Source organism: Salmonella sp. SAL04157, from assembly GCF_046551635.1.
Taxonomy (GTDB): Bacteria; Pseudomonadota; Gammaproteobacteria; order Enterobacterales; family Enterobacteriaceae; genus Salmonella; species Salmonella enterica.
This window is the reverse complement of record NZ_JBGDVS010000003.1, coordinates 80,869-94,423: the sequence shown is the minus strand read 5'-3', so window position 1 is coordinate 94,423 and position 13,555 is coordinate 80,869. Positions and strand designations below refer to the sequence as shown.

8 protein-coding genes, 1 tRNA gene and 2 other RNA genes are annotated in these 13,555 nt (G+C 54.3%); 6 read left to right on the top strand and 5 right to left on the bottom strand.

Features of this window, described 5'->3' with window-relative positions; translation table 11 throughout:
- The first annotated feature begins 148 nt into the window (after window positions 1-148).
- The gene (locus ACLJRE_RS07135; protein WP_024147017.1) at window positions 149-1,573 is read left to right on the top strand and encodes a YchO/YchP family invasin; all 1,425 of its coding nucleotides are present in this window, start codon (window positions 149-151) and stop codon (window positions 1,571-1,573) included.
- On the opposite strand, the gene narL is transcribed toward ACLJRE_RS07135, so the two are convergent.
- Both narL and narX read right to left on the bottom strand, forming a co-directional pair.
- A complete protein-coding gene (gene narL, locus ACLJRE_RS07130) occupies window positions 1,574-2,224 on the bottom strand; it encodes a two-component system response regulator NarL (RefSeq protein WP_001064598.1) in 651 nt (216 codons plus the stop codon).
- Window positions 2,217-4,013 carry a nitrate/nitrite two-component system sensor histidine kinase NarX gene (gene narX / locus ACLJRE_RS07125; RefSeq protein ID WP_023212654.1) on the bottom strand — a complete coding sequence of 599 codons (1,797 nt, stop codon included), beginning with the start codon at window positions 4,011-4,013 and terminating at the stop codon, window positions 2,217-2,219. Before narX ends, narL begins: the two co-directional genes overlap by 8 nt.
- 340 nt (window positions 4,014-4,353) lie before the next feature.
- Here narX and ACLJRE_RS07120 point away from each other — a divergent pair, with 340 nt between their 5' ends.
- The 5 genes from ACLJRE_RS07120 (at window position 4,354) to narI (ending at window position 12,797) form a co-directional block, all read left to right on the top strand.
- Window positions 4,354-5,751 carry a NarK family nitrate/nitrite MFS transporter gene (locus ACLJRE_RS07120; protein WP_023212653.1) on the top strand — a complete coding sequence of 466 codons (1,398 nt, stop codon included), beginning with the start codon at window positions 4,354-4,356 and terminating at the stop codon, window positions 5,749-5,751.
- A 386-nt stretch (window positions 5,752-6,137) separates the two neighbouring features.
- Window positions 6,138-9,881, top strand: coding sequence for a nitrate reductase subunit alpha (locus tag ACLJRE_RS07115; RefSeq protein ID WP_023212652.1), 3,744 nt, complete (start codon window positions 6,138-6,140; stop codon window positions 9,879-9,881).
- The gene (gene narH, locus ACLJRE_RS07110) at window positions 9,878-11,413 is read left to right on the top strand and encodes a nitrate reductase subunit beta (RefSeq protein WP_023212651.1); all 1,536 of its coding nucleotides are present in this window, start codon (window positions 9,878-9,880) and stop codon (window positions 11,411-11,413) included. Before ACLJRE_RS07115 ends, narH begins: the two co-directional genes overlap by 4 nt.
- On the top strand, window positions 11,410-12,120 hold the full coding sequence (narJ, locus tag ACLJRE_RS07105) for a nitrate reductase molybdenum cofactor assembly chaperone (protein ID WP_000571668.1): 711 nt from the start codon (window positions 11,410-11,412) through the stop codon (window positions 12,118-12,120). The genes narH and narJ overlap by 4 nt, the downstream gene beginning before the upstream one ends.
- Window positions 12,120-12,797, top strand: a complete 678-nt coding sequence (gene narI, locus ACLJRE_RS07100) for a respiratory nitrate reductase subunit gamma (RefSeq protein ID WP_000545592.1) — start codon at window positions 12,120-12,122, stop codon at window positions 12,795-12,797. Before narJ ends, narI begins: the two co-directional genes overlap by 1 nt.
- A gap of 210 nt (window positions 12,798-13,007) precedes the next feature.
- On the opposite strand, the gene ACLJRE_RS07095 is transcribed toward narI, so the two are convergent.
- The 3 genes from ACLJRE_RS07095 to ACLJRE_RS07085 form a co-directional block, all read right to left on the bottom strand.
- Window positions 13,008-13,139: non-coding RNA, RtT sRNA (locus ACLJRE_RS07095), on the bottom strand.
- Window positions 13,140-13,183: 44 nt separating this feature from the next.
- Window positions 13,184-13,268 (bottom strand) — tRNA-Tyr (locus tag ACLJRE_RS07090).
- A 34-nt stretch (window positions 13,269-13,302) separates the two neighbouring features.
- Window positions 13,303-13,434, bottom strand: a non-coding RNA gene (locus tag ACLJRE_RS07085) — RtT sRNA.
- Between the last annotated feature and the right edge of the window lie 121 nt (window positions 13,435-13,555).

Here is a 13,555-nt window from a genome sequence, read left to right as displayed (position 1 = left end):
TCGGCAATGGCGTTATGTTACCTCGGGAACCGGGTGCCGCCAAATGCGTGGATAAAATCCCGGGACGCTCTGCGGAAAAAATAAGGATATTCCTGGAAGCACGAGAAAAGGCTGCAAAACCTGTCCGGACACGTTATGGTTTACTCTGATGCCATTCCTCTTATCTTTTGTTGTAGAAGTTGCCGACACGTTGAGCCGTATTGTTTTTCGTTCATTCTCACTCTCGCTTCTCTTGCTGACTGCCAGCGGTACGATCTGTGCGCAGGCGCAAGACCCTTTCACGCAAAACCGTCTGCCGGATTTAGGCATGATGCCGGAATCCCACGAAGGGGAAAAGCATTTTGCCGAGATGGCCAAAGCGTTTGGCGAAGCCAGCATGAAAAATAACGATCTGGATACCGGTGAACAGGCGCGGCAATTTGCTTTCGGACAGGTACGCGATGTGGTCAGCGAGCAGGTTAACCAGCAGCTTGAAAGCTGGCTATCAGCCTGGGGCAGCGCCAGCGTGGATATTAACGTCGATAACGAAGGTCATTTTAACGGCAGTCGCGGAAGCTGGTTTATCCCTTTACAGGATAAACAGCGCTATCTGACCTGGAGCCAGCTTGGTCTTACGCAACAGACTGACGGACTGGTAAGCAACATTGGCGTAGGACAGCGCTGGGCGCAGGATGGCTGGCTTCTTGGCTATAATACCTTTTACGATAATCTGCTGGATGAAAATCTGCAGCGCGCCGGCTTTGGCGCGGAGGCGTGGGGAGAATATTTGCGTTTATCCGCCAACTATTATCAGCCTTTTGCCGACTGGCAGACGCATACGGCGACCTTAGAACAGCGAATGGCGCGCGGATATGATATCAACGCGCAAATGCGGCTGCCGTTTTACCAGCATATCAATACCAGCGTTAGTCTGGAGCAGTACTTTGGCGATAGCGTGGATCTGTTTGACTCCGGAACGGGGTATCACAATCCTGTCGCGTTAAAACTGGGTCTCAACTATACGCCAGTACCTTTGCTTACCATGACCGCCCAGCACAAACAGGGCGAGAGCGGGGTCAGTCAAAATAACCTGGGGCTGACGCTTAACTACCGCTTCGGCGTGCCGCTCAAAAAGCAGCTTGCCGCCAGTGAAGTGGCGCAAAGCCAGTCATTACGCGGTAGCCGCTATGATACGCCGCGACGTAACTCGCTGCCGACAATGGAGTATCGGCAGCGTAAAACGTTAACGGTTTTTCTGGCGACGCCGCCCTGGGATCTTACGCCTGGTGAGACGGTTGCGTTAAAATTGCAGGTGCGCAGCGTGCACGGTATTCGTCATTTGAGCTGGCAGGGCGATACACAGGCCTTAAGTTTGACGGCAGGAACGGACACCCGCAGTACCGAGGGCTGGACAATCATTATGCCGGCCTGGGATCACCGCGAAGGCGCGGCAAATCGCTGGCGTTTATCGGTGGTGGTTGAGGATGAAAAAGGTCAGCGTGTCTCTTCCAATGAGATCACGCTCACGCTGACTGAACCGTTTATCACGATGCCGGACGATAATCCGCATTGGCAACCGTTCCAGGAGCAATAATTAAAAGATGCGTTCCTGATGCACCCAGACGGCGGCCTCCACGCGCGATTTCAGCTTCATTTTCTTGAGCATATGTTTCACGTGCACTTTGACCGTACTTTCGGTGATATCCAGACGCCGGGCAATCATCTTATTTGGCAATCCCTGCGCGATGAGCTTCAGAATATCGCGCTCACGCGGGGTGAGTTGCGTTACATCGCGATCGGTGGTGGCGCGGTTGGCCCGCAGGCTGGCCGCCAGTACCGGCGTTAACGCTTCACTTAATACCATTTCGCCAGCGGCGGCCTGTTGTAACGCTTTGAGCAAGTCCTCCGGCTCCATGTCTTTCAACAGATAACCGTCCGCGCCGCGCTTTAGCGCCGTGACGACATCTTCTTCATGGTTGGATACGCTGAAAACGACAATACGTCCTGACAGCGCTTTTTCGCGTAATTTATCCAGCGTTTCGAGACCATTCATTCCCGGCATATTCAAATCAAGGAGGATCAGATCGGGATCGAGCGATTCCGCCAGGTCAATACCCTGCTCACCGTTGCTGGCTTCTCCGACCACGCTGATATCGGGCGCCATACTCACAAGCTGCTTTACACCCGTGCGTAGCATCGGATGGTCGTCGATTAACAGGATGGTTGCCGGTTCCTGATTATTCATGGGTATCTCCCTGGGTTTCTGTGAAGTTTGTTTCTGGAATAAAAGTAACAGTGACCTCTGTTCCTCCAGTCTCGCGTCGGCGTACCTGGCAATCGCCGCGCAAACTTTGCGCCCGATCGCGCATGATGATCATGCCGTAGTGATTACTGCGTTCGGCGTTTTCCGGGACGCCGCAGCCATTATCCTGCACTTTTAGTTTGACCTGTTTGCCACATTGCGTCACTGTCACCACCACATCGTCGGCATGAGAGTGTTTAAGGGCGTTGCTGAGGGCTTCCCTGGCAATTTGCAACAGGTGTATCGCCTGGTGTGAAGGCACCAGGCGGGGGGGAAGCTGATAATCCAGTTTTACCGTAAAGCCAAACCGGGCGCTGAACTCCTGGCAGCTTGCCTCCAGCGCCGGACGTAGCCCGGGTTCCGTCAACTGTAACCGGAAAGTGGTTAACAGTTCGCGCAGTTGCGCCCATGAGCAGTTTAGCTCATTGCGAATTTGGCTGAGTAACTCACGGCTGCTTTCCGGTAACACGTCGCCCTGCATTTGCAGGCAGCTCACCTGCATCTTCATACAAGAGAGCGACTGGGCAATAGAATCATGCAGTTCGCGGGCAATGGTGGCACGCTCTTCCATGACAATCAACTGCTGCTGGCGCTCCTGATGCCTGTCGAGCGCCAGAGTCGCGGTAAGCTGTTCAACCAGCGTGTCCACCAACTGTTGCTGATCGTGGCTGAGATGGCGTCCATAGGGCAGCGTCGCCAGCAAAATACCGTATTGGGTGTGAGAGTCGGTGAGCCGCCATTTTAAGGTGGTGCCGCCGTTAATCATCGGCAGGGCGCTACGTGGGCAAAGGTGGCAGCCTTTATCATCGCAACTGATGTCCGACTGACAGGTAAATTCCTGGTGATTATCTTCATCTTCCAGGTCATAGACTCGCAGCTCAATATCATGCAACTGGGTTAAATTTTGCAGGCCATTCAGTACCGGTGAAAGACGTTCACATAGCGGAGCCGGTGAATGCAGTCGGCGGTTGGCTTGCCACAAAAACGAGAGAATCTGGTTTTTATGTTCCAGACCGGCTGTTTTTTCCTGTACGCGCTGTTCCAGTACCGCATAACTTTCGGCCAGTTCTTCAGACATATTATTGAGCGCAGAACCCAACGCGGCCATCTCATTGCGTCCACTGATATTGGCACGTTGGGTAAAGTCGCGCTGACTGACGGCGCGCGCCATTGATAATAACTGTTTCCAGGGCTGCAAAAGGCGAACACGTAGCCAGATAATCGTAAATACCAGCAATAGCGCCATAAAGATCGCCATTACCCGGTGAACTAATACCACGCGTTCGATACGCAATTCAGTAGTATGGTCGAACGACGTCACCAGGCGATCCAGGCCCGCCACAAAGCGCGTGACATCTTCTGCGACCGCGTGCGCGTTTTGCGCGTGCTGTAGCCCTGGCGAGAGTTCGTTATGCCAGTAATCCTGCAACGCTTTAAGCTGCTTCTGCTGCCCGTCTCGCTCAGCGGCGCGGGTCAGTTCAGGGCTGAATGCCGTTTGCTCCATCTCATCCAGCAGCTTTTGATCTTTAGCATCCAGCGGGACAGCGGCCAGTAGTCGATAGCTTTGCATACGCAATGAGCCCGCTTTATTAATCGCATGAGCGCTACCCTGTACGCCCTGAACCAGCCAGCCGGAAACCGCCATCCCCGCCACGCCGATAGCGGTAGAGAGCATGACAATCAGCGCCAGTTGGTTAACCAGCGTAAGAGGAGAGAAACACCGTTTAAACATGTTACCTTCTTTCTTCGGGGTAATGTCGCCGAAAAAACGTAGCAAAAAAGAGGGGCGTCAATCGGCTGTGCCGCTATTCTCAACGATACAGCGGAGTATACCCATACCTATAACGAGTTACTCCTTAATTGCCGCCGTAGAGAGGTATCTGCGACGGGAAGGAGTAGACAGACACAGCATGGTGAAAAACCACAGCTTTTTTACCAAAATAGCCTACTCATTAAGGGTAATAACGCTTTTTAGTCGCCGGTGATGACGACTTTTCCTTTGATTTATATCAACTTACCTTCGGCAGTAAACCCTAATGTGGCAGACATCAAATCAAGAATCAGAGGTGTCTATGAGTCACTCATCCGTCCCGGAAAGGGCAACTGGCGCTGTTATCACGGAATGGCGTCCGGAAGATCCGGCGTTCTGGCAGCAGCGCGGCCATCGTGTCGCTAGCCGTAATTTGTGGATTTCTGTCCCGTGTTTACTGCTGGCGTTTTGCGTCTGGATGCTATTCAGCGCAGTGGCGGTGAACCTGCCGAAAGTGGGATTTAATTTTACGACCGATCAGCTCTTTATGTTGACTGCGCTGCCATCTGTTTCCGGCGCGCTGCTACGGGTGCCTTACTCCTTTATGGTGCCGCTATTTGGCGGACGTCGCTGGACAGCGTTCAGTACCGGTATCCTCATCGTGCCTTGCGTATGGTTAGGCTTTGCCGTTCAGGATACCAGTACGCCCTTTAGCACTTTCATTATTATTTCCTTGCTGTGTGGTTTTGCCGGCGCGAACTTTGCCTCCAGTATGGCGAACATCAGCTTTTTCTTTCCTAAACAAAAGCAGGGCGGCGCGCTGGGTCTGAACGGCGGTCTGGGCAATATGGGCGTGAGCGTGATGCAGCTGGTTGCGCCGCTGGTGGTTTCGCTCTCTATCTTTGCCGCCTTTGGCAGCCACGGTGTAGAGCAGCCGGACGGTTCTCAGCTCTATCTGGCGAACGCAGCCTGGATTTGGGTGCCTTTCCTGGCCATTTTTACGCTGGCGGCGTGGTTCGGCATGAACGAACTGGCGACGTCTAAGGCCTCGCTAAAAGAGCAACTGCCGGTGCTCAAACGTGGTCATCTGTGGATCATGAGTCTGCTGTATCTGGCGACCTTCGGATCGTTTATCGGTTTCTCCGCGGGGTTCGCTATGCTGTCTAAAACGCAATTCCCGGATGTGCAGATCCTGCATTATGCGTTTTTCGGTCCGTTTATCGGCGCGCTGGCGCGTTCGGCAGGCGGCGCAATTTCTGACCGTCTGGGGGGGACTCGCGTCACGCTTATCAACTTTGTCCTGATGGCGATTTTCAGCGGTCTGCTGTTCCTGACATTACCTACTGGCGGCGTTGGCGGTAGCTTTATCGCATTCTACGGGGTATTTCTGGCGCTGTTCCTGACGGCTGGGCTGGGGAGTGGTTCTACCTTCCAGATGATCTCCGTTATCTTCCGTAAACTGACGATGGACCGGGTAAAAGCGGAAGGCGGGTCGGAAGAAAAAGCCATGCGTGAAGCGGCGACCGATACGGCGGCGGCGCTGGGCTTTATTTCCGCGATTGGCGCGATTGGCGGCTTTTTTATTCCGAAAGCATTTGGTTCATCTTTAGCATTAACTGGTTCGCCAGTCGGCGCGATGAAGGTCTTTCTTATTTTCTATATCGCCTGCGTCGTTATTACCTGGGCGGTATATGGACGTCATTCTAAAAATAAAAAGTAACTTTTGATTATCCTTTGCGCGGCGTTAGACCGCGCTTTTTTTTACCCGAATTTAGTTACAACATACTTATAGTCAAAAAGAGAGGCTCGACAGGGCTGACCACGCTCATCTTTATCGGTCATCCAGGGGATACCCCTTAATACCCACTTGTTGAAAATTTAACATTTACGTCGTGCGTAAATTTAATTTTATACATTTAAATCAATAAGATATATAAATAAAATTCCTCCTCCAAAAGGAGTATGCAGGAGGTTTGCGCGCCATTTGCATCCCTGTCCGCCTTGATCGTTATCAATTCTCACGCCCATTCAGCGCGTTACCTTCGCCCTTAGTTAAGCAATGTCGATTTATCAGAGAGCCGTAAGGTTCCACACAGGAGAAACCCGATGAGTAAATTCCTGGACCGGTTTCGCTACTTCAAGCAGAAGGGCGAAACCTTTGCCGATGGGCACGGCCAGCTTCTCGAAACAAACCGGGACTGGGAGGACGGATACCGCCAACGTTGGCAGCATGACAAAATTGTGCGCTCAACCCATGGGGTGAACTGCACCGGTTCTTGTAGCTGGAAAATTTATGTCAAAAATGGTCTGGTGACCTGGGAAACACAGCAAACCGATTACCCGCGCACCCGTCCTGATATGCCAAACCATGAACCTCGCGGCTGCCCGCGCGGGGCAAGTTACTCCTGGTATCTCTACAGCGCTAACCGACTGAAATATCCGCTAATGCGCAAACGTCTGATGAAGATGTGGCGCGAGGCGAAAAAACTGCATCGCGATCCGGTAGAGGCATGGGCCTCCATCATTGAAGATGCCGATAAAGCCAAAAGCTTCAAACAGGCGCGTGGTCGTGGCGGCTTTGTTCGCTCCTCATGGCAGGAAGTGAACGAGCTGATCGCCGCCTCCAACGTGTACACCGTGAAAACCTATGGCCCTGACCGCGTCGCGGGCTTCTCACCCATTCCGGCGATGTCGATGGTTTCCTACGCTTCCGGCGCACGTTATCTTTCGCTGATTGGCGGTACCTGCCTGAGCTTTTACGACTGGTACTGCGACCTGCCGCCAGCCTCCCCGCAGACCTGGGGCGAGCAGACCGACGTGCCGGAATCCGCTGACTGGTACAACTCCAGCTATATTATCGCCTGGGGCTCTAACGTGCCGCAAACCCGTACGCCGGATGCCCACTTCTTTACCGAAGTACGTTACAAAGGCACTAAAACCGTCGCGGTGACGCCGGACTATGCTGAAATCGCCAAACTGTGCGATCTGTGGCTGGCGCCGAAGCAGGGGACCGATGCGGCGATGGCGCTGGCGATGGGCCACGTCATGCTGCGCGAGTTCCACCTCGACAACCCGCGCCAGTACTTCACCGATTATGTCCGTCGCTATACCGACATGCCAATGCTGGTGATGCTTGAAGAGCGTGATGGTTATTATGCCGCAGGTCGTATGCTGCGCGCTGCCGATCTCGTTGATTCGCTGGGGCAGGAAAATAACCCGGAATGGAAAACCGTCGCCATTAACAGCAACGGTGAAATGGTGGCGCCAAACGGTTCAATTGGTTTCCGCTGGGGTGAAAAAGGCAAATGGAACCTCGAGCAGCGCGACGGGGCTACCGGTGCAGAAACTGAATTGCAGCTCAGCTTGCTGGGCAGCCAGGATGAGATTGCTGACGTGGGCTTCCCGTATTTCGGCGGCGAAGGTTCAGAGTACTTTAATCATGTGGCGCTGGATAACGTCCTGCTGCATAAACTGCCAGCAAAACGTCTGCAACTGGCCGATGGTTCTACCGCGCTGGTGACCACCGTTTACGATCTGACCATGGCGAACTATGGTCTGGAACGCGGCCTCAACGATGAAAATTGTGCCGCCAGTTATGATGATACCAAAGCGTATACGCCAGCATGGGCCGAGCAGATCACCGGCGTGCCGCGGGCGCAGATCATCCGTATCGCACGGGAGTTCGCCGATAACGCGGACAAAACGCACGGGCGTTCAATGATTATCGTTGGCGCCGGTCTGAACCACTGGTATCACCTCGATATGAACTATCGCGGGCTGATCAATATGTTGGTGTTCTGTGGTTGCGTTGGTCAGAGCGGCGGCGGTTGGGCGCACTACGTCGGCCAGGAAAAACTGCGTCCGCAGACCGGCTGGCAGCCGCTGGCGTTTGCCCTTGACTGGCAGCGTCCGGCGCGTCACATGAATAGCACCTCTTACTTCTATAACCACTCCAGCCAGTGGCGCTACGAGACGGTGACCGCCGAGGAGTTACTGTCGCCGATGGCGGACAAATCCCGCTATAGCGGTCATCTGATTGACTTCAATGTGCGCGCCGAGCGTATGGGCTGGTTGCCGTCGGCGCCGCAGTTAGGCACTAACCCGCTGTATATTGCGCGTGAAGCGGAAAAAGCCGGTATGACACCGGTAGATTATACCGTCAAATCCCTGAAAGAGGGTTCGATTCGCTTTGCCGCCGAGCAGCCGGAAAACGGTAAAAACCACCCGCGTAACCTGTTCATCTGGCGTTCTAACCTGCTTGGGTCTTCCGGTAAGGGCCATGAGTACATGCTGAAATATCTGCTGGGTACTGAGCATGGTATTCAGGGGCTGGATCTGGGTAAACAGGGCGGTGTGAAGCCGGAAGAAGTGGAGTGGCGTGACAATGGCCTGGACGGCAAACTGGATCTGGTGGTGACGCTGGACTTCCGCCTGTCGAGCACCTGCCTGTACTCCGATATCGTACTGCCGACCGCCACCTGGTATGAAAAAGACGATATGAATACCTCGGATATGCATCCGTTTATTCATCCGCTGTCTGCCGCCGTAGATCCGGCCTGGGAATCGAAAAGCGACTGGGAAATCTACAAAGGCATTGCGAAGAAATTCTCCGAAGTCTGTGTAGGCCACCTGGGTAAAGAGACTGACGTCGTGACGCTGCCGATCCAGCACGATTCTGCCGCTGAACTGGCGCAGCCGCTGGACGTGAAAGACTGGAAAAAAGGCGAATGCGACCTGATTCCAGGGAAAACCGCGCCGCACATCATGACCGTTGAGCGTGATTATCCGGCCACCTATGAGCGATTTACCTCTATCGGCCCGCTGATGGAGAAAATCGGCAACGGCGGGAAAGGAATTGCCTGGAACACGCAGAGCGAAATGGACTTGCTGCGTAAGCTCAATTACACCAAAGCGGACGGTCCGGCGAAAGGCCAGCCGATGCTCAACACGGCGATTGACGCGGCAGAGATGATCCTGACGTTAGCGCCGGAAACCAACGGTCAGGTGGCGGTGAAAGCCTGGGCGGCGCTGAGCGAGTTTACCGGTCGCGACCATACGCATCTGGCAACCAATAAAGAAGAAGAGAAAATCCGCTTCCGCGATATTCAGGCCCAGCCGCGCAAAATTATATCCAGCCCGACCTGGTCTGGTCTGGAAGATGAGCACGTTTCTTATAACGCCGGTTATACCAACGTTCACGAGTTGATTCCATGGCGTACGCTGTCTGGCCGCCAACAGTTGTATCAGGATCACCAGTGGATGCGCGACTTCGGCGAAAGTCTGCTGGTGTATCGTCCACCGATCGACACCCGCTCGGTGAAAGCGGTGATGGGGCGTAAATCCAACGGTAATCCGGAGAAGGCGCTCAACTTCCTGACGCCGCACCAGAAATGGGGTATCCACTCGACCTACAGCGATAACCTGTTGATGCTGACCTTGTCGCGTGGCGGCCCGATTGTATGGATGAGCGAAACCGACGCCAAAGATCTGGGCATTGAAGATAACGACTGGATCGAAGTCTTCAACAGTAACGGCGCATTGACCGCACGCGCAGTGGTCAGCCAGCGTGTACCGGCGGGCATGACCATGATGTACCACGCGCAGGAACGTATCGTAAACCTGCCGGGGTCGGAAATTACCCAGCAGCGCGGCGGTATTCATAACTCGGTGACGCGCATTACGCCGAAACCGACCCATATGATCGGCGGCTATGCGCAGTTAGCCTACGGCTTTAACTACTACGGTACCGTCGGCTCCAACCGCGATGAGTTTGTGGTGGTACGTAAGATGAAGAACATTAACTGGTTGGATGGCGAAGGCAATGACCAGGTACAGGAGAGCGTAAAATGAAAATTCGTTCACAAGTCGGCATGGTGCTGAATCTCGATAAGTGCATCGGCTGTCATACCTGTTCAGTCACCTGTAAAAACGTCTGGACCAGTCGCGAAGGTATGGAATACGCGTGGTTCAACAACGTAGAAAGTAAGCCTGGCGTTGGTTTTCCGAATGACTGGGAAAATCAGGAAAAATGGAAAGGCGGCTGGATCCGCAAAATCAACGGCAAACTACAGCCGCGCATAGGCAACCGGGCGCTGCTGCTGGGTAAAATCTTCGCTAACCCGCATCTGCCGGGCATCGACGACTACTACGAGCCGTTTGATTACGACTACCAGAACCTGCATACCGCGCCGGAAAGCAAACATCAGCCGATCGCGCGTCCGCGCTCGCTGATTACCGGCCAGCGGATGGACAAAATTACCAGCGGGCCAAACTGGGAAGAGATTCTGGGCGGCGAGTTCGAAAAACGCGCCAAAGATCAGAATTTCGAAAACATGCAGAAGGCGATGTACGGCCAGTTCGAAAACACCTTCATGATGTACCTGCCGCGCCTGTGCGAGCACTGCCTCAATCCGGCGTGCGTGGCGACCTGCCCGAGCGGTGCTATCTACAAGCGTGAAGAAGATGGCATCGTGCTGATCGACCAGGACAAGTGCCGCGGCTGGCGGATGTGTATCACCGGTTGCCCGTACAAGAAAATTTACTTCAACTGGAAGAGCGGCAAGTCCGAGAAGTGCATCTTCTGCTACCCGCGTATCGAAGCCGGTCAGCCGACCGTTTGCTCGGAAACTTGCGTGGGGCGTATCCGCTACCTTGGCGTACTGCTGTATGACGCCGATGCCATTGAAAGCGCCGCCAGTACGGAAAACGAAAAAGATCTGTACCAGCGTCAACTGGACGTGTTCCTCGATCCGAACGATCCGGCTGTCATTGAACAGGCGCTGAAGGACGGCGTGCCGCAGAGCGTGATCGATGCGGCGCAGCAATCGCCAGTGTACAAAATGGCGATGGACTGGAAGCTGGCGCTGCCGCTGCATCCGGAATACCGCACGCTGCCGATGGTCTGGTACGTGCCGCCGCTGTCGCCGATTCAGTCTGCCGCCGACGCGGGTGAGCTGGGCAGCAACGGTATTCTGCCGGATGTAGACAGTCTGCGTATCCCGGTGCAGTACCTGGCGAACCTGTTGACCGCTGGCGACACTCAGCCGGTACTGTTGGCACTGAAACGGATGCTGGCGATGCGTCACTACAAACGTGCGGAAACCGTAGACGGTAAAGTGGATACTCGCGCGCTGGAAGAGGTGGGTTTAAGCGAAGCCCAGGCGCAGGAAATGTATCGTTATCTGGCGATTGCCAACTATGAAGATCGCTTTGTGGTACCGAGCAGCCATCGTGAACTGGCGCGTGACGCATTCCCGGAGAAAAACGGTTGTGGCTTTACCTTCGGCGATGGTTGCCACGGGTCTGATACCAAATTCAATCTGTTCAACAGCCGCCGCATCGACGCTGTTGATGTGACCAGCAAAACGGAGCCGCACGCATGATTGAACTCGTCATTGTTTCGCGTCTGCTCGAGTACCCGGATGCTGCCCTGTGGCAGCATCAGCAGGAGTTGTTCGATGCGCTCGCGTCATCTGAGAACCTGGATAAAGAGGATGCCCAGACTCTGGGCGTTTTCCTGCGCGATTTAACCGCGCAGGACATGCTGGATGTACAGGCCGCCTACAGTGAACTGTTTGACCGTGGTCGCGCCACATCGCTGCTGCTGTTTGAACATGTACACGGGGAATCCCGCGATCGCGGTCAGGCGATGGTTGACCTGATGGCACAGTATGAGCAGCACGGTTTGCAGCTCGACAGCCGCGAACTTCCCGATCATCTGCCGCTGTATCTGGAATACCTTGCGCAGTTGCCGAAAAGCGAAGCGTTAGGGGGGTTACAGGATATCGCGCCGATTCTGGCGCTGCTCAGCGCACGTTTGCAACAGCGTGACAGCCGTTATGCGGTGCTGTTCGATCTGCTGTTAAAACTGGCGAATACCGTTATCGACAGCGATAAAGTGGCTGAAAAAATTGCGAATGAAGCACGTGATGATACCCCACAAGCGCTGGATGCGGTCTGGGAAGAAGAGCAGGTGAAATTCTTCGCCGATCAAGGGTGTGGCGAGTCGGAAATCTCCGCTCACCAGCGTCGTTTTGCCGGGGCCGTGGCGCCGCAATATCTGAATATCACCACCGGAGGACAGCACTAATGCACTTCCTGAATATGTTCTTCTTTGATATCTACCCGTACATTGCCGGATCGGTATTTCTGATCGGTAGCTGGTTACGTTACGACTACGGCCAGTACACCTGGCGGGCGGCTTCCAGTCAGATGCTGGATCGCAAAGGAATGAACCTGGCGTCAAACCTGTTCCACATTGGGATTCTGGGTATTTTCGCCGGTCACTTCCTGGGCATGTTAACGCCGCACTGGATGTATGAAGCTTTTCTGCCGGTCGACGTGAAACAGAAGATGGCGATGATTGCCGGCGGCGCCTGCGGCGTGCTGACGCTGGTTGGCGGTATTTTACTGCTCAAGCGTCGCCTGTTTAGCCCACGTGTCCGCGCCACTACTACCGCCGCAGATATTTTGATTCTCTCATTGCTGGTGATTCAGTGCGCGCTGGGTCTGCTGACCATTCCGTTCTCCGCCCAGCATATGGACGGGAGTGAAATGATGAAGCTGGTCGGGTGGGCGCAGTCAGTTGTGACCTTCCACGGTGGCGCATCCGCACATCTGGACGGTGTAGCCTTTATCTTCCGTATGCACCTGGTACTGGGGATGACGCTGTTCCTGTTATTCCCATTCTCGCGCCTGGTGCATATCTGGAGCGTGCCGGTCGAGTACCTGACCCGCAAATACCAGATTGTTCGTGCACGTCACTGATTTTCTCTCGATGCCCTAAACTCCGCTTCGGCGGAGTTTTTTTATGGCTGTTTGCCGGATGGCGGCATAAATGCCTTATCCGGCCTACGCAGGCGTCAACTCTCCTGTAGGCCTGATAAGCGCAGCGCATCAGGCATATTGCGGGCAAGTATTGAGGGCAGAATATAGGACATTAAGGTTTGATCTTGCTGAAGTGCGACTGGGAAGTGATGGTGGTGGGGGAAGGTTGACTCAGCGCTGCGCGCTTCGCCCTTCGGGTCGTTGCCTGCGGCAACGCTTTCTCGCTTTCGCTCGAATCGAACCTTAGTCGAAGCTTCTCATCCTTCCCCGTACGGAGAGATATGAGGCACTGTGCTTAACGGGGATAAGATACGCGACGAGAGTGATGGTGGTGGGGGAAGGATTCGAACCTTCGAAGTCGATGACGGCAGATTTACAGTCTGCTCCCTTTGGCCGCTCGGGAACCCCACCAGGGGTAATTCAAATTGTAGGTAAAGCTTGAAGATGGTGGTGGGGGAAGGATTATTCGTCGCTTCGCTCCTCACCCTACGGGCCGTTGCCGTTGGCAACGTTCTCTCGCTTTCGCTCAAGTCGAACCTTAATCGAAGGTTCTCACCCTTCCCCGACAAGTGCAAACTTCTGCATTGCTCATCAAGTTAACTACATCGCTGTAGTGAATAATGGTGGTGGGGGAAGGATTCGAACCTTCGAAGTCGATGACGGCAGATTTACAGTCTGCTCCCTTTGGCCGCTCGGGA